This is a genomic window from Bombella saccharophila (assembly GCF_026385475.1).
Taxonomy (GTDB): domain Bacteria; phylum Pseudomonadota; class Alphaproteobacteria; order Acetobacterales; family Acetobacteraceae; genus Bombella; species Bombella saccharophila.
The window spans coordinates 599,548-616,195 of record NZ_JANIDW010000001.1 but is presented as its reverse complement, the minus strand read 5'-3'; the positions used below and the strand labels follow the sequence as shown (position 1 = coordinate 616,195).

The 16,648-nt window shown below is 49.6% G+C and carries 14 protein-coding genes; 6 read left to right on the top strand and 8 right to left on the bottom strand.

Annotated features, from left to right (window positions below; all coding sequences use genetic code 11):
- The 7 genes from NQF64_RS02745 to mutM all read right to left on the bottom strand — a co-directional run bounded on the left by NQF64_RS02745 (position 1) and on the right by mutM (position 8,644).
- Positions 1–891 (bottom strand): DUF3108 domain-containing protein, encoded by an 891-nt coding sequence (locus NQF64_RS02745; RefSeq protein WP_099027319.1) that lies wholly within the window; start codon positions 889–891, stop codon positions 1–3.
- The gene (gene gyrB, locus NQF64_RS02740) at positions 884–3,331 is read right to left on the bottom strand and encodes a DNA topoisomerase (ATP-hydrolyzing) subunit B (protein WP_266106383.1); all 2,448 of its coding nucleotides are present in this window, start codon (positions 3,329–3,331) and stop codon (positions 884–886) included. The genes NQF64_RS02745 and gyrB overlap by 8 nt, the downstream gene beginning before the upstream one ends.
- A 91-nt stretch (positions 3,332–3,422) precedes the next feature.
- On the bottom strand, positions 3,423–4,526 hold the full coding sequence (recF, locus tag NQF64_RS02735) for a DNA replication/repair protein RecF (RefSeq protein WP_266106382.1): 1,104 nt from the start codon (positions 4,524–4,526) through the stop codon (positions 3,423–3,425).
- A gap of 8 nt (positions 4,527–4,534) precedes the next feature.
- On the bottom strand, positions 4,535–5,659 hold the full coding sequence (gene dnaN / locus NQF64_RS02730; protein WP_266106381.1) for a DNA polymerase III subunit beta: 1,125 nt from the start codon (positions 5,657–5,659) through the stop codon (positions 4,535–4,537).
- A 72-nt stretch (positions 5,660–5,731) separates the two neighbouring features.
- Positions 5,732–7,174: a chromosomal replication initiator protein DnaA gene (gene dnaA, locus NQF64_RS02725; RefSeq protein ID WP_219431078.1), complete on the bottom strand. Its 1,443-nt coding sequence runs from the start codon at positions 7,172–7,174 to the stop codon at positions 5,732–5,734.
- Positions 7,175–7,446: 272 nt separating this feature from the next.
- A complete protein-coding gene (gene rpsT / locus NQF64_RS02720; RefSeq protein ID WP_099027397.1) occupies positions 7,447–7,716 on the bottom strand; it encodes a 30S ribosomal protein S20 in 270 nt (89 codons plus the stop codon).
- 70 nt (positions 7,717–7,786) lie between these two features.
- The gene (gene mutM / locus NQF64_RS02715) at positions 7,787–8,644 is read right to left on the bottom strand and encodes a bifunctional DNA-formamidopyrimidine glycosylase/DNA-(apurinic or apyrimidinic site) lyase (RefSeq protein WP_266106380.1); all 858 of its coding nucleotides are present in this window, start codon (positions 8,642–8,644) and stop codon (positions 7,787–7,789) included.
- Positions 8,645–8,674: 30 nt separating this feature from the next.
- On the opposite strand from mutM, the gene NQF64_RS02710 reads away from it, so the two are divergent.
- From NQF64_RS02710 to NQF64_RS02690, 5 genes are read left to right on the top strand one after another with little or no spacing between them, the layout of a single operon-like run.
- Entirely contained in the window at positions 8,675–9,463 is a 789-nt protein-coding gene (locus tag NQF64_RS02710; RefSeq protein WP_266106379.1) for a class I SAM-dependent methyltransferase, read from the top strand.
- Between the two features lie 3 nt (positions 9,464–9,466).
- Entirely contained in the window at positions 9,467–10,663 is a 1,197-nt protein-coding gene (coaBC, locus tag NQF64_RS02705) for a bifunctional phosphopantothenoylcysteine decarboxylase/phosphopantothenate--cysteine ligase CoaBC (protein ID WP_266106378.1), read from the top strand.
- A 3-nt stretch (positions 10,664–10,666) separates the two neighbouring features.
- Positions 10,667–11,119: a dUTP diphosphatase gene (gene dut / locus NQF64_RS02700; RefSeq protein WP_155579327.1), complete on the top strand. Its 453-nt coding sequence runs from the start codon at positions 10,667–10,669 to the stop codon at positions 11,117–11,119.
- A gap of 17 nt (positions 11,120–11,136) precedes the next feature.
- Complete coding sequence (locus NQF64_RS02695) at positions 11,137–12,657, top strand: ABC transporter permease subunit (protein ID WP_266106377.1); 1,521 nt, start codon at positions 11,137–11,139, stop codon at positions 12,655–12,657.
- Positions 12,658–12,660: 3 nt separating this feature from the next.
- Entirely contained in the window at positions 12,661–13,974 is a 1,314-nt protein-coding gene (locus NQF64_RS02690; RefSeq protein ID WP_266106376.1) for an ABC transporter ATP-binding protein, read from the top strand.
- Positions 13,975–14,005: 31 nt separating this feature from the next.
- Here NQF64_RS02690 and msrA read toward each other — a convergent pair whose 3' ends face one another.
- The gene (gene msrA, locus NQF64_RS02685; RefSeq protein ID WP_266106585.1) at positions 14,006–14,548 is read right to left on the bottom strand and encodes a peptide-methionine (S)-S-oxide reductase MsrA; all 543 of its coding nucleotides are present in this window, start codon (positions 14,546–14,548) and stop codon (positions 14,006–14,008) included.
- Between the two features lie 176 nt (positions 14,549–14,724).
- Here msrA and ilvD point away from each other — a divergent pair, with 176 nt between their 5' ends.
- Entirely contained in the window at positions 14,725–16,584 is a 1,860-nt protein-coding gene (gene ilvD / locus NQF64_RS02680; protein WP_266106375.1) for a dihydroxy-acid dehydratase, read from the top strand.
- The last annotated feature ends 64 nt before the right edge of the window (positions 16,585–16,648 follow it).

Here is a 16,648-nt window from a genome sequence, read left to right as displayed (position 1 = left end):
TTATTTTGGAGCTGCTTGAGCAGGAACAGCCGATAAATAAGGGGGCGTTTGTAAGACGACCAAGAGCATCCCTATTTTGGGATGCGAGAATTGTAACCGTACTGGGATTAGCCCCGCTTTTGGGTCCCGAACAAACCATACAGACCCGGGATGAGGTGTTGCTTTTGCATCCTTAAAGGGGGAACCTATAGAGAAACCGCCAATCTGCTTCCCCGTAAAATCGCATCGCATCGCATCCCCGGTATAGAAAGGATGATGGTCTGTTGGAAGTGTTGTCTTAAAGGGGCCGTGCATATCCATGTAAGAAAGACGAATCCCATCAAAAACAGATTGTCCCGTAGTGCAGTTCTGACGAACATCCATGTGATGGACTAGTCCAACGAGATAGCTGAGCATATCCACAGACTGCCGAAACTCCACTTCTGGCATAGCTTCTCGCCCTGTTTCTGGCGGTTGAAGCACCGTGACATGAGGGCCTGTATGGTCGAACTCAATATGTGTATGCAGCTCTTCTCCTCGGGAGAAGCCACGATTATCATAAGATAGAGGCCGCGTGTCTACTTCATTGAAATGACCTTGCGCGGTGCTGAGCAAATTAACCGTAAAAAACCAACTTGCTAAACCAACACTATAAAGATGCGTCTGTATGCCATAACCCCAAGGTTGCAGCACATAATCAGCATCAACATTTACAAAATGATAACCACGTACATACATGTTGTAATGAAGATGAACATTCTGCCCTGTGGAGGTCTCTCTCGGCATCACAGCGGCGTGTGAGGGAGATGGTTGGGCCATCCCAACCCTTGCCCCCCCAAAGCAGCTCCCCCCTATTAAAAGAGCAGAGAGCCATGCGATGCGATAAAGACGATCCATAAAGCACTCAAACATCAAGATTAGCGACCTTTAGAGCATTATCGACGATAAACTCACGCCGAGGCTCCACAACATCCCCCATTAAGGTAGAAAATACTTGGTCAGCATCCTCACTATCACCAACCTGTACTTGCAGAAGGGTACGAGTAGCCGGGTCGAGCGTTGTGTGCCAGAGCTGCTCATCATTCATCTCACCAAGGCCTTTAAAGCGGTTGATAGCTAACCCGCGCCGACCTTGTGTAAGGACTTGCTCCATCAACAGCCCCGGACCAAAGAAGTGATGTTCTTTCTGGTCTAACTGCAATGTGACGGGCTGAGCAAAAATCTGCGCTAACCATTCTTGCTGCATACGGAGACGCCGTGCTTCACTAGAGCGCAGAAGCGTAGGCTCGAACACATAACGCTCTCCCACACCACGCAAGAAGCGGCGGCATATGATGGCATCGCCCTCACATTGAACCTGCCAGCCTCGTTCATTCTCAGGCGAGGCTTCTTCAAGCCGTGTACGAAAGCGATCAAGAGCTTGTTCACGCGCCGAAGCCTCAGCATCAATAATGCCACTCACAGCAGCTTGGTCCATAATCCACAGCGGAATCCGAGCAGAAAGCGCGCGTAAATCTTGAGCAATATTACTCAACCGATCAATGACTACACGCAACGCTTCCCCTGTTAAGGATTGACCATCATGCTGCGTAAGAGCGGCGTTATGGAGGGCTTTATCGAGCAGATAAGCATCAAGAGCCGGCTCATCTTTAAGATACCGCTCCTCTTGCCCGCGTTTAGCGCGGAAAAGCGGTGGTTGCGCGATATAAAGATGCCCGTTCTCAATAAGTTGCGGCATTTGACGGAAAAAGAAAGTTAGTAGCAAAGTCCGAATATGGGAGCCATCCACATCCGCATCAGTCATAATGACTATCTTATGGTAGCGAAGCTTCTCAATGTTAAAGCCTCCCTGCTCCACAGGGCCATGGCCAATCCCTGTCCCAAGGGCTGTAATAAGCGTACCAATCTCCGCAGAGCTTAACATGCGGTCAAAGCGGGCGCGTTCGATATTGAGGATTTTACCACGTAGCGGCAAAATCGCTTGGAAACGCCTATCCCGCCCTTGCTTGGCCGTTCCCCCAGCGGAATCACCCTCAACGATAAATAATTCTGCGCCTTCTGGGTTACGCTCCTGACAATCAGCCAGCTTCCCCGGTAGGGACGACACATCCAAAATGCCCTTACGACGTGTCAACTCACGAGCACGGCGAGCAGCCTCACGGGCATTAGCAGCATCGGCTATTTTCGCAATAACGGTGCGGCCTTCCTTCGGGTGGGTCTCAAACCAATGGCTAATCATATCAGCAGCAATGGTATGGACAACGGGCTGAACCTCGGAGGAAACCAGCTTATCTTTAGTTTGGGAAGAGAACTTTGGATCCGGCACCTTAACGGAGAGGACAGCAGAGAGACCCTCGCGCATATCCTCACCTGTGAGGTTATTTGTCTCTTTTCGACTACTTAATTGAGTCGCATATTTTCCAACGGCGCGCGTTAACGCTTGACGGAACCCCGCAAGATGCGTGCCTCCATCGCGTTGAGGGATGTTGTTGGTAAAGCACAACATCGTCTCGTGGAAGCTATCATTCCAGCATAATGCAAACTCTACACGAATACCGGAGGCCTCATCTTGCAACTCTCCTGTGATGGGAGGATCAATTAAGGCTGTTTTAGAGCTATTGAGCCATTGGACAAAGGCAGTCAGCCCACCTTCATAATGGAAGATAACTTCACGTGGTTCGCTATGGCGTTCATCCCGCAGGATAATCCGCATACCGGAATTAAGGAACGCTAGCTCACGCACACGCCGCTCTAAGATACTAAAATCAAACTCCGTTTTGGAGAATGTCTCAGCACTTGGTTTGAAGGTGACCTCTGTACCACCTTCCTCAGAGGACTCCCCGACGATTTCAAGCGGTGCTACAGGCTCCCCGTGACGGAAGCTGATACGATGTTCTTTCCCTTGTCGCCAGATGCGTACATCCATCGTTTCTGAAAGAGCATTAACAACAGCAGCCCCTACCCCGTGCAACCCACCGGAGACTTTATAGGAGTTCTGATTAAATTTTCCGCCAGCATGAAGTTTTGTTAGCACAACCTCAGCTGCGCTGATTCCCTCTTCTTCATGCATGTCTGTTGGGATGCCCCGGCCATTATCACGTACAGTGACAGAGCCATCACCATTCAGGGTGAGTTTACAGTAAGACGCAAAGCCCGCTTGCACTTCGTCCACAGCATTATCAATGATCTCAAAAACCATATGATGCAGGCCAGAACCATCGTCTGTATCGCCAATATACATCCCGGGGCGTTTGCGAACGGCATCTAACCCACGCAAAACAGAGATAGACGATGCGTCATACTCCTCATGATTGGAAGAGAGGTTTCCCGGTTGGTTTGGGGATTCTGACATGCCTACGCATTACTCCAGTTGGGGCAAGAGAAATTTGATATGAATATACTGTGAGAAGCTTCTTCTGACCAGTACTATTCCCCGTATTTGCTTAGGCAGAGGCATGCAATGTACCGTTACGAATGGTTATAAAATCTGCATGACCTCGAAGGGGAGAAAATAACGCGGCTTCTGTACCGGTTAAGAGGATGGTTGTTTTTAAAGCACGCAAACTTTCCATCAAATTAATACGCCGGTTTTCATCAAGATGAACTAGTGGTTCATCAAGCAAAATGAGCGGAGCATATCCTAAAAGATGCGTTATAGCTTCTGCATGAGAAAGGATAATACTTAGCAGCATGATTTTTTTCTGCCCACTGCTGGATTGTATAGCGTCCCGCCCTGTTGCTTGATCTTTTAAGCTCATATCAGCCCGATGTGCACCGAGGGACGTACTTTTGCGGGCTTGGTCCTGCTGACGTGCTTGCTTGAGGGCCTGGCGCAACCAGTCCTCAACCTCTATAGCTGGTTTTGCCCTAAGAGCCTCTGCAATGGGGCAATGCAGCTCCATTACCGTATGAGGAAAGGCCTTATTCCCAAAAGGGGTTGTGGTGAGCATCTCTATGAGATTCATTCGCCCAACTGTTGCTGCGACAGCGTGACGACTTATGGATGTTTCGAGCGAATCAAGCCAAGCTGTTTCTTGAGGATGCTCTTGTAAGACACGGTTACGGCTCGTCACGGAGCGTTCATGTGCGATAAGTTGCTGAGTATGGTCTGGGATAAGAGCCACAGTAAGACGGTCTAGAAAACGCCTGCGCCCAGAGGCTCCATCTAAAAATAAGCGATCCATTTGTGGGGTAAGCCACACACAAGAATAAAGCTGAGCAATCTCTGCGTGAGTGCGTGGTTTCTCCCCATCTAATAGGAAAACACGGCGGCCCTTCCCCGCTGCAACCCCAGTGGCGAGCTGAAAAGCATGCTCACCTCTCTCCAAATGTGCGGTTATACCCCAATCTGTCGTTCCATGACGCGGTAAAAGAGACGCCGGGGAACTTAACAAACCCTGCCCCGGCGCAAGGAGAGAAAGGGCCTCTAAAAGATTGGTCTTTCCGCTGCCATTCTCCCCGGTGAGGACAGAGATACTGGCAGCGGGCTCCCAAACACAACGGCGATAATTACGGAAATCCGTTAAGGTAAGACGGTGTAACCGCAAGGCGGCACTTAAACCCGGATAGGCATAAGAACGTAAAGAACAGCAGGCTGCTCCGTATCGCGAATCAATGTCGGTGAGGAGCTATCAGCTAGTGCAAATTCAGCTTCTGCATCAATTTGGTCGGTAATATCCGTCAAATAGCGCGCTTGGAAGCCGATCTCTACCTCATCACTATCGTAAGTGACGCTATTTTCATCCAACTCTTCTTGGGCAATCCCTTGGTCGGGACTGATCGCTGAGAGAGTGAGATGATTCTTTGTTACCGTCAGCTTGATAGGGCGAGAGCGTTCTTGGCTAATCGCTGCCACACGTCCAACGGCTGCTGCAAGATCCTGCTTACTAACGCGCAAGATGCGACTGTTATTCTGCGGGATAACGCGTGAATATTCCGGGAATGTCCCATCCACAAGCTTAGAGGTCAGCAAGATGGAACCAATACGAAATTGGATGCGCGTCTCAGAAAGAGCTACCTCGACATCCGCACTATCATTATCCAGCAGCTTTCGCACTTCTGTAACTGTTTTGCGCGGAACAATAATGCCGGGCATGGATTTAATACCGAGAGGGGCTTCCGTATCCACCTTGGCTAGACGGTGCCCATCTGTCGCAACTGCACGGAGATAATTTTTCTTCTCCTCCAACACGACATGGAGGTAAATACCGTTTAGGTAATAACGCGTTTCCTCATTAGACATAGCAAAGCGCGTACGGTCAATGAGAGTCCGCAACTCTCCCGCTTGAATGGTGAAATGATGAAGAAGGTCCCCTGCAACCATAGCAGGGAAATCATCCACCGGCAGAACATTCAAGCTCGTAGCGTACCGCCCGGCCCGCAGGTGAAGTGGCTCTTCTGCGCTCTCCTGATTAAACTCAATCTCTGCACCATCGGGCAATTTGCGGACAATCTCAAAAAGAACAGCAGCAGGGATGGTCACTGCACCCGCGCGTGTCGCTGTGGAGGGAATCTCCTCCACAACAGCAATCTCCATATCCGTAGCAGTTAAACGCAGGGTCTCGCCGTCATGCTCTAGCAAAACATTGGCAAGAATGGGGATGGTATTTCGCTTTTCGGCAACACCATTAACATGGGACAAAGCACGCAGGAGCGGCGCGCGATCAACCTTAAATTTCATGATAACCCCAAATCTTACCGAAAGCGTGTGGTACGGCCTTCTAACAAGGAAAAGAATATTTTGAAAGCGATTTTAGCTTTCTAGCATGTGCTTTAATAGCTCTACACTTTCTGCCAAGCCAGGGTCCTGTTCCATAAGCTCTGCGACGCGGTTAACGGCATGCATGACAGTTGTATGGTCTCGATTACCAAATTTTCGGCCAATTTCTGGCAGGCTCCGGCTTGTGAGTTGCTTAGCAAGATACATAGCAATCTGCCGTGGCCGCGCAACAGCGCGCGCCCTACGAGCGGAAGACATATCTGTTAGACGAATATTAAAATGCTCCACAACTTTCCGCTGAATTTCATCAATCGTAACGCGCCGCTCATGCGCTTTGAGCATGTCCTTAAGGACATCCTGCGTTGATTCCAGCGTAACAGGACGGCCAACCAAATCTGCATGGGCGATGAGGCGATTTAACGCGCCTTCCAGCTCACGCACATTAGTAGTGATTTTATGCGCTAAATATTCCAGAACTTTTGGCGGGACAGGCGTACCCGATGCTTTCGCTTTTGCCTCAAGGATGGAAATACGCAATTCAAAGGTTGTGGCATGAATATCCGCAACCATCCCGCAGCCTAGGCGAGTCCGCAGCCGGTCCTCCAACCCTGATAGATCGGAGGGGCTTTTATCTGCACTAACAATGATTTGCCGCCCTGCATCAACAAGCGCATTAAATGTATGGAAGAACTCTTCTTGTGTACTATTTTTACCAATGAGAAATTGCAGATCATCAATCATCAAAACATCGACAGACCTTAATTGTTCTTTAAACTCCATTTGAGATTTAGACTGCATCGAAGCAATAAAACGATACATAAATTTTTCGGCCGACATATAGGCGACAGAAATATTACCCCGGCTCATCAGTTTTAGACCAATAGCATGCATAAGGTGGGTTTTGCCCAGGCCGACCCCTCCATAAAGAAATAAGGGATTGAATCCGGGACTGGCGGGGTGATCTGCTACACGCCCAGCGCAAGCATAAGCAAACTCATTTGGTTTACCAACAACGAAGTTATCGAAGGTAAAGCGACGGTCTAGCGGGACAGAAAGATCATTACGCATTTCAATATTTGATGCAAAGGCGGGAAGTTCATCATGCTCTAACGCCACTGCATCATCATGAGCCATCTCACCTATAGTGGCTGTAGATGCAACTTCAACTTGTCGTTCTACAGCGCGATGAGTCTGCTCATTTATACGCTGTATCTTTTTGTCAATTTTTAATTCTACATGCTGGACGGATGAGCTTTCTTCTCGCCAAAGTGATTGGAGCCTTTGCCCATATTGAGCACGGACCCAATCCCTTAAAAAACGCTCTGGCAAATATAATGTGATCTCATCTTCGTCCAACGCCCCTAAGGTAATACGTTGAATCCACATACGATATTCAACGTCACCAACTTCATCTTTCAAGCGTTCGCAAATGCGAAGCCAAGCAGCCTTAAGAGCGGCAATATCAGAAGAGGCCATAGCAGCAGCATCCTGAGCTTTTTCCACTTCTGATCTCCATTATAATCGTATCTGAGTCCAGCAAGGGTAATGCCCGCTGGGAAGGCTAATCAAGTCTTTTTACCGCCGTGAGAAACAACTTTGCGTTTTCCTATCTCGACCGGCAGGGTTTATGTAATAATTAATCTATGGCTAACTCTCTAACCAGGAAAAAAGAACGCGCCATCAGGCGCGCTCCCAACCGTTCTAGCTAACGCCAGACGATAGGCGGACCATAGATCCACAAAGATAAATTAAGCCGCAGAAAGAGACTTAATACGTGCTGAAAGGCGAGACAACTTACGGCTAACCGTATTACGTGCGATCACACCTTTCCCTGCAGCACGCTGCATTTCCGGCTGTGCCGCGCGGAGAGCCTCTGAAGCAGCTGCCTTATCGCCAGAAAGAATTGCCTTTTCAACAGCTTTAATGAAGGTCCGCATACGAGAGAGGCGAGACGCATTACGCAGACGGCGGCGTTCATTCTGACGGATGCGTTTACGGGCGGATGCGTTATTTGCCATGAGCTTCAAGTTTCCTGCGGATAGTTCGCTAAAAATGATGCTTGCCATCTACCCTTCTGTTTAAGTCTCGTCAAGCATTCTCTTCATTTTTCTGACAATGAGGGCAGAAGAAGGTTGAACGCCCATTTTGCTTTATGCGTTCAATAAAAACGTCGCGTCCCACCTCAGTGCAAATAGAGCAAGATTCGCCCTCTCTCCCATAAACAAGGTGAAGTTTCTGAAATGCTCCCGGTGTACCGTCTGTATGTACATAATCCCGTAAGGTTGACCCTCCCGCTTTGATAGCAGCATCTAAAATCTCAATAATAGCGTGATGCAGCCTAACAGCGTCTTGCTGGGTTAAGCTTTTTGCCTCCCTTTGGGGATGCAATCCCGCACGGAACAGGGCCTCACAAACATAGATATTGCCAAGCCCTACGATTTTCCTTTGGTCTAGCAAGGCCGTCTTTAACGGCATCCGTATTGTACGGTACAGCCCGTAAAGGTAATCTGCTGTAAAATGGGACGATAGAGGTTCTATCCCAAGATGAGCAAGCTGGGGCTGCTGCCTCTCCTCATCTGTGCGGAACAAAACCACCATGCCGAAACGGCGCGCATCAACAAAAGCAATGCGCTGGTCATCATTCGTCCAAAATACGAGATGCTCATGTTTGCGCGAAGCGGGTGCGGATATAGTCGGATCGATAAAAAGACGGCCAGACATACCGAGATGAATCAGTAGGCTCCACCCATGTTGAAAATCGATCAAGATGTATTTAGCCCGCCGCCGTAACGCTATAATGGGGTGATGAAGTGGAATCGTTGCCAGCCCAGCGGGAAAAGGGGTGCGTAAATTAGGGCGATTTACGTCAATCTTCCCAAAACTCCGCCCCATAAGGCGAGGCTTCATATTTTGAAGGCTAGTTTCTACTTCTGGGAGTTCTGGCATAAATCCTCATAATGAGATAACGATGGTTTTATGACTGAGACCCATTCTTCCCATATTCCCTCCTCGCCGTCAGCCGATTTTGATAATGAGCGCGCTGATTTCGGCTATCGTGATGTTCCTCGCCACGAGAAGAAACCCCTTGTCAGGCAGGTTTTTGAAAGTGTTGCAGGAAAATATGACGTGATGAATGATGCGATGTCCCTAGGGATTCATCGCGTTTGGAAGCGCATTTTCGTCACTATGCTCTCGCCTCAACCCAACCATCACCTGTTGGATTTAGCCGGTGGGACGGGGGACATTACCTTTGGTTGGCTACGCCGTGGTGGAGGGCGCGCTGTCCTCTCAGATATTAACGAGGCCATGTTAGAGGTAGGGCGGCAACGCGCTATCAATGCCGGTTTGATCGGGAAGATGGATGTGTGCGTCATTGATGCCGAATCACTCCCCTTCCCTGATGCCTCAATGGATAGGGTCTCCATGGCATTTGGATTACGGAATTGTACGGATAAAGAGGCTGTATTGCGCGAAGTACGGCGCGTCCTAAAGCCCGGTGGTCGTTTTTTATGCCTTGAGTTCTCTAAAGTAGATATTGTAGCCCTCTCCGCGCTTTATGACCTCTGGTCCTTTCAGGTGCTCCCACGCATGGGCCAGATGATTGCTGGGGATGCAGAAAGCTACCAATATCTCGCCGAGAGTATTCGTATGTTCCCAGACCAAGAGACATTAGCGGGAATGATGCGCCAAGCAGGGATGGAGTGTGTCTCTTACCAAAATCTCTCAGGTGGGATTGTCGCTATTCATTCTGGTTGGCGGCTTTAAGAGATGGCCCGTATTCTACTCATCATAAGCGGTGGTATTGCCGCTTATAAAGCGTTGGATGTTGCACGGCAGCTCAAGCGTGATGGGGTAGAGGTTGTCCCCGTCATGACGCACGCCGCTCATCATTTCATTACCCCTTTATCGGTAGAAGTGCTGTGCGGTCAGGCTGTTCATACAGAGCTTTTTCAACCGGGAGGTGAGAGTGATATCGGGCATATTTCTTTAGCGCGCTCGGCTGATGCTATTGTAGTATGCCCTGCAACAGCAAATCTCATGGCACGCATGGCGCATGGTATGGCTGATGACCTCGCAACAACTCTTTTACTCGCCACGGATGCCCCCATCTTACTCGCCCCTGCGATGAATCCGCATATGTGGGAGAATCCTGCCACACAAGCCAATGTAGCTCTATTGCAACAACGAGGCGTAAAGATAATCGGCCCTGCGCATGGTGATGTTGCCTGTGGGGAAACGGGACGTGGTCGTCTAGCCGAGCCTGAGGTCATTCTTACTGCCATCCGAGACATTATCTCTCATAAGCAGGCTGATTTAAAAGGGCGGCGTATTTTGGTCACAGCCGGCCCTACAGTTGAACCGATTGACCCGGTGCGGTTTATATCAAACCGCTCATCAGGTTTGCAGGGCTATGCCATTGCAGAGGCCCTCGCTGCCCGTGGGGCGGAGGTGCATCTTATAAGTGGTCCTGTATCCTTACCAACACCCCCTCATGTTACGCGGATTAATGTCCAAACAGCACAAGAGATGTATGAAGCTTGTTTGGCTCACTTACCCGTTGATGCTGCCATTTGCGTAGCCGCTGTCAGTGATTGGCGCGCTGATACGATACAAGCCCATAAAATCAAGAAAAAGGGGGATGAAGCCGCCCCTACCCTCTCCTTAGTGGAAAACCCCGATATTCTCGCTACCCTCTCACATGCAGAGCAACGGCCTGCTTTGGTCGTGGGGTTCGCTGCTGAGACGACTCACCTACAAGACTATGCGCAGCAAAAGCGGCAAAAGAAAGGATGTGATTGGCTGTTAGCGAATGATGTCAGCAAGCATCAATTTGGCGGGGCAGAGAACCAGGTTCTATTCCTGACAGGCTCTGGGGTGGAACCATGGCCTGAAATGTCCAAGCAGGACCTTGCTCAGCACCTAGCGGATAAAATTGCTTCATTTTTTCATCAAGAGGCTCCTTAAATTATGTCAGCGTCTGTAACGGTTCGTATTGTACGGCTGCCTCATGGCCACGATTTAGACCTCCCCGCTTATGGGACAGCCGGGGCAGCGGGGGTGGATATGCAAGCCGCTGTGGAGGCCCCCCTCACCATCAAAGCTGGGGAACGTGCTTTAATTCCCACCGGCTTGTCTATCGCCTTACCAGCAGGGTACGAATTACAAATCCGCCCACGCTCTGGCCTTGCGCTAAAGTACGGAATTATGGTCCCCAATAGTCCCGGCACGATTGATGAAGATTATCGCGGGGAGATACGCATTATTCTCATTAATGCTGGGGCTGAGGATTTTGTGATACATCGTGGGATGAGGATTGCGCAGGCCGTCCTTGCGCCTGTTGTCAAAATAGCGTGGCAGGAATGTGAAAGCCTTGATACAACAGAGCGTGGCCATAACGGCTTTGGCAGTACGGGCCATTAACGGGAGTTTTTCTGCCCATGAGGAAGCATCTCCTCTCCTTTGCTCTTATCTCGCGCATTGAGGGCAGCTGTCTGCGTTGGTTGGTCGCACATGGCGGCAGTGGCTTATCCTGCTGTGCGTTAATGCTTGGGGCCTTATATGGGCTTTCCCTCGGCTTTGGCTTGAAGGCGTTTGCCTTTCTTCCCCCATTATGGAACGCTGCCTTTTGGACGCTAGGCGAAGTCGCCGCCGCTTTGTTAGGCGCAGCTATCGGTCAGTTCGCCCTATTATCCCTTGCAGCTTATTCAGCTTTTATCAGGCGGGGCCTCTCTGCAGTAACAGTAATTTTGGCAGAGATTCCCTCCCTTTGTTTGCTTGGCTTATTCTCTGCCGTGCTCCCCTCCTTTTGGAGCATCGCATGTATGGCCGCTTTTAGCCTCATTGCACGCAGCTTATATGCAACTTTAAAGACAGGGCACGACATCCCAACAGAGTTTTTGAAGACAGCACGCGCATTACGGCTGGGTTATGGGCAGATGTTCTGGCGATTACATGTACCTTTTGCCTTCCCGGAGCTTGTGCAGTCTGTCTTGTTAAATCTCCCAGATTTCTGGCTTTGCCTCTTTGGGGGGGAATATCTGCTCGCCTTCTGCCATCCAGAATGGCATCCGGGTTTGGGAGGCCATGCCTATACGGCTTTAGTGCAACATCATGTAGCGGCAATATGGCTTGTAATTATTATGAGCCTTGGTTTGATGGCCCTTGTTCAGCATGGCTTAATAGCCCCCTTGCTCGGGCATGGTAAACGCTATGCTGTGTGCAGCCTAGACAACTTCAAGAAAGCGCCCCCTGAATCACGCTTGATGATGAAATGGCGTGATTATAACGTTGTCTCACAAATGGTTATCCTCATTTTATCAGCTGGTTTTTTAACCTATCTGATGTGGCCATGGCCGGTTGATAGTCTCCGTTTTTTAGGGCCTCTAAGTTATGTTTTAGCGGCTGTCTGCATTATTGGGCTTTTCTGGAGCTATATAGGAGGCCTAATTTTAGGCTTACCTGAACCCTCCCAAAAGCTAATAAGCTATGTTGGCTTTGTTGTGAGCCTCTTTCCTATATATGTGATGTTCCCTTATTTAGAGAACATCATTCCTGCTATATCTTTGCCAGCACTAGCATCATTAGGTATTGTAGGATGGAATATCGCCTATAAATCGAAGAAAGAGGATATAAAACGACTATTCCTTATGGGTGAGCAATTACATTTACCCAGTTTGCCTCTATGGCAGAAGGTTAGATTGCCCTTACTATATCCCATCCTTTTTGAGTCCATTGCACTCGCCCTCCCTTTCTTCTGGGATAATGTGTATCTAGTGAGCTTTCTGGGCCATGATGGAGCACTATCGTCTCCAACATCTACGCTTTATGCGATGTTACATGGTCAGCATTATGGTCAAGAGATGCTCTTCCTCGCCTTAATGACCGCACTTGCCCTATCTGTACGCTGGGGAGTGTGTATGCCGTTACAAGAGCGCGTAACGCGCCGTTATGGGATTTAACTCATGAATACACTTCTACGCCTGGTTGACTGTACACAAGTTGCTCAAAAGGCCCGTAACCAAGACCTTCCTATTGTTGAGCAGATTAATATGGAGGTGCAAGAGGGTGAGATTCTAGGCCTTGTGGGGCGTTCTGGCTCTGGTAAATCAAGCTTATTAAAAATCATGGCCGGGCTTGAGCAGCCTAAAACGGGCACTATTTTTTGGAAGGATGATAAAGCCACTCCCCTAGCTTTGGAGGGGGTATCCATCATTTTGCAAGATGATGTTCTTTTCCCGTGGTTGACCGTACGGGAGAATATTCTCCTTGCCCTAGAAGCTAAACGCCAACCCAAAGCAGAGCGGGAAAAAATAGCCAGTGCGATTATCGAGGTGTTGGATATGGATGGCTATGAGGGGGCTTATCCGAGAGAATTATCCGATGCGTTAGCAGAGCGTACCTCTCTGACACGTGCCCTAGCTCGCCAACCTGAGATTTTGTTACTAGATGAGCCTTTTTTAAATATTGACCATCTGAGTGCCGAAAATCTGCGAACCGATTTGATTGAATTATGGCAGGAACATCGCCTAGGCCCGCTTAAAGCTATGGTTCTCGCAACCCATGCGATTGAAGAAGCCGTTTTAATGTGTGACCGGATATTGCTCTTTTCATCGGGGCCGGGGCGCATCACGCATGAAATCCGTGTCCCCTTCCCGCACCCGCGTAACCGGCATGATGAGCAGTTCCGTCATTTTGTGGACCAGATTTATACATTGATGACCTTGCGCGCCCCTAGTGTCTCGGAGGCGGAAGCCATGCCATCGGCAGAGATACAGGATGAAAGCGAGCTATTCCTTGTCTTGCCTGATTTATCTATCGAGATGTTGGTCGGGCTTATGGAGGCGTTGGAACATGCGCCTCATTCTGGCCGTGCTGACCTCCCAGAATTGGCCCAACATCTCCAAATGACCTTGGATGATCTTTTCCCATTAGGAGAAACATTGCAATTATTGGATTTCGCTGACCTTGAAGATGGCGATATTATCTTAACCCAAACCGGACGTACCTTTGTGGAAGCCGATGCCGATGCACGGCGCGATATTATGCGTGCCGCTCTGCTTCATGCTGTTCCACTGTTAAAATTGATTCGCGGTACATTGGATGAACGCAATAGCCACGCTATTGATGCAGACGTCTTTCGGCGGCGATTGGAAGAGTCTATGTCGATAAGCTTTGCTCGGCAGACATTAAACACGGCCATCTCGTGGGCACGTTATGCTAACCTATTCGATTATGATGAAGAGACGGACCGCATCTTACTAGAAAGTGAAGAATAACAGCCCGCCACCTTTTGGGGGAAAGACTATCCTAGTCTGCTGGCTTTAGACGATCGCGATAAAGCTTGCGTGCCTTAGCAACCTTAGGGGCCACTACGGCGGCGCAATAAGCGGTTTCGGGGTTGCGCGCAAAGTAATCATGGTGGTCTGCTTCGGCCTCCCAAAAATGAGCCGGACCTTCAATCGCTGTTACGATGGGGTCATTCCAAATCCCTTGCGCGGCAACCTCATCACGAATTGTCCGCGCTATGGCTTGCTGGGCCTCATCTCCAAAAATAACGGACCGATATTGCGTCCCCACATCATCGCCTTGTCGATTAAGTTGTGTTGGGTCATGCGTGGTGAAGAAAACACGCAGAATATCTTCAAGGCTAATCTCGCGCGGATCAAAACGAAGCTCTACAACTTCCGTATGGCCTGTATGGCCTGTGCATACCTCTTTGTACTGTGGATGCTCCGTATGCCCGCCTGCATAACCGGGTTTAGCGGTTATAACACCACGCAATCCCTTAAAAATCGCCTCAACACACCAGAAGCAACCGCCTCCGAGGATAATTGATGATGCCTCTGCCATAACGCCTCTTTGTCTCATAAATCATTCCCCTATCATATGGGGAGCTAAATGCATTTAGCTAGGGGAGCAAAGGGAAATGAGAGAGATGCTTTTCACATCTTTCATTTTTCTTATTTTATGTTACCTATTCTTACCACAACATGCCTTTGAGCGTTTCTTTTTAAACGAGGTTCCTCATGCCCGCCTATCGTTCTCATACTAGTACTCACGGCCGCAATATGGCGGGAGCTCGCGCTCTATGGCGTGCAACCGGTATGAAGGATGATGATTTTAATAAACCCATTATCGCCATTGCTAATTCCTTTACCCAATTTGTTCCCGGTCATGTTCACCTCAAAAATATGGGGTCATTAGTCGCATCTGCGGTGGAAGAAGCCGGCGGGGTTGCTAAAGAGTTTAATACAATCGCCGTGGATGATGGCATTGCAATGGGTCATGGCGGGATGCTCTATTCCCTCCCCTCTCGGGAATTGATTGCTGATTCTGTGGAATATATGGTCAATGCCCATTGTGCCGATGCGTTAGTCTGCATCAGTAATTGTGATAAAATTACGCCGGGCATGTTAATGGCCTCACTTCGGCTGAATATCCCGACCGTTTTTGTCTCTGGTGGCCCTATGGAAGCTGGCAAAGCGGATATGAACGGCATTGAGCGCGCAGTGGACCTTGTAACCTCAATGGTAGCCGCAGCAGATGAGCGCGTTAGTGATGATGTTTCCGCCCAAGTGGAGCGGTCGGCCTGCCCAACATGTGGGTCTTGCTCTGGGATGTTCACCGCTAATTCTATGAACTGCTTGACGGAGGCTTTAGGGCTGTCTCTGCCGGGCAATGGGTCCCTTCTGGCAACGCATAGTGAGCGGAAAAACCTCTTTCTTGAAGCTGGCCGTTTGAGCGTTGAGCTTGCCCGCCGTTGGTATGAGCAAGAAGATGAGCGCGCGCTCCCCCGTGGGATTGCGACAAAAGCAGCCTTTACCAATGCTATGACGTTAGATATCGCCATGGGAGGCTCCACCAACACCGTGCTGCATCTCCTCGCCGCCGCACACGAGGCAGGCGTTGATTTTAAGATGAGCGATATTGATGCTCTCTCCCGCAAAGTGCCACATCTCTGCAAAGTTTCGCCTTCTGTACCGAATGTTCATATGGAAGATGTCCACCGCGCTGGGGGGATTCCAGCCATCCTTGGGGAGTTAGACCGTGCTGGTTTGATTGATACGAGTGCGGCTACTGTTCATACGCCCAGCTTGAAAGAAGCCCTTGCAGAATGGGATATTGCCCATGGTAAGGAGAAATCAACAGTCTTCTTTAAAGCCGCACCGGGTGGTGTGAGAACTGTTGAGGCCTTCTCCCAAAAAAGCCAATATAAAACATTGGATACAGACCGTCAGGCTGGTGTATTGCGGGATAAGGATCATGCTTTCTCCCAAGATGGTGGGTTAGCTGTCCTTTATGGTAATTTAGCAACGGATGGAGCTATCGTAAAAACAGCGGGCGTTGCTGAGAATATCCTGACATTCAAAGGGCGCGCTCGAGTGTTTGATAGCCAAGATGCCGCCGTCACAGCCATTTTGGGTAAGCAGATTATCCCCGGCGATGTTGTTGTCATCCGTTATGAAGGCCCCAAAGGTGGACCGGGCATGCAGGAAATGCTTTATCCAACCAGCTACTTGAAATCTATGGGGTTGGGAGAAGCCTGTGCCCTCATTACTGATGGCCGCTTCTCTGGGGGGAGCTCTGGCCTCTCTGTTGGACATATGTCACCAGAAGCCGCAGAGGGTGGCTTAATCGGCCTTGTTGAGGAAGACGATGCCATCGTCATTGATATTCCCAAACGCGTCTTACATTTGGACGTTGCCGCAACGGAGATTGAAGCGCGGCGTGCAGCTATGGACGCCAAAGGGGCCGCAGGCTGGCAACCGCAGCGTGAGCGTATTGTGTCCACTGCTCTAAAAGCTTATGCCGCCATGACGACCAGCGCAGCACATGGGGCTGTGCGCGACCTATCTCAGATTATTATCAAAAAACGCTCCGTCTAAGCGTTAAGATTCCCCATAAAAAAGCCTGCCTCCAAAAGGGCAGGCTTTTTGATTCAGCATGATG

Excerpts from the sequence above, each read along its gene's own strand:
- mutM (WP_266106380.1), bottom strand. The coding sequence starts at position 8,644 with ATGCCAGAACTCCCAGAAGTAGAAACTAGCCTTCAAAATATGAAGCCT.
- ilvD (WP_266106375.1), top strand. The coding sequence starts at position 14,725 with ATGCCCGCCTATCGTTCTCATACTAGTACTCACGGCCGCAATATGGCG.
- dnaN (WP_266106381.1), bottom strand. The coding sequence starts at position 5,659 with ATGAAATTTAAGGTTGATCGCGCGCCGCTCCTGCGTGCTTTGTCCCAT.
- dut (WP_155579327.1), top strand. The coding sequence starts at position 10,667 with ATGTCAGCGTCTGTAACGGTTCGTATTGTACGGCTGCCTCATGGCCAC.
- rpsT (WP_099027397.1), bottom strand. The coding sequence starts at position 7,716 with ATGGCAAATAACGCATCCGCCCGTAAACGCATCCGTCAGAATGAACGC.
- gyrB (WP_266106383.1), bottom strand. The coding sequence starts at position 3,331 with ATGTCAGAATCCCCAAACCAACCGGGAAACCTCTCTTCCAATCATGAG.
- NQF64_RS02710 (WP_266106379.1), top strand. The coding sequence starts at position 8,675 with ATGACTGAGACCCATTCTTCCCATATTCCCTCCTCGCCGTCAGCCGAT.
- dnaA (WP_219431078.1), bottom strand. The coding sequence starts at position 7,174 with ATGGCCTCTTCTGATATTGCCGCTCTTAAGGCTGCTTGGCTTCGCATT.
- coaBC (WP_266106378.1), top strand. The coding sequence starts at position 9,467 with ATGGCCCGTATTCTACTCATCATAAGCGGTGGTATTGCCGCTTATAAA.
- NQF64_RS02695 (WP_266106377.1), top strand. The coding sequence starts at position 11,137 with ATGAGGAAGCATCTCCTCTCCTTTGCTCTTATCTCGCGCATTGAGGGC.
- NQF64_RS02690 (WP_266106376.1), top strand. The coding sequence starts at position 12,661 with ATGAATACACTTCTACGCCTGGTTGACTGTACACAAGTTGCTCAAAAG.
- NQF64_RS02745 (WP_099027319.1), bottom strand. The coding sequence starts at position 891 with ATGTTTGAGTGCTTTATGGATCGTCTTTATCGCATCGCATGGCTCTCT.
- msrA (WP_266106585.1), bottom strand. The coding sequence starts at position 14,548 with ATGGCAGAGGCATCATCAATTATCCTCGGAGGCGGTTGCTTCTGGTGT.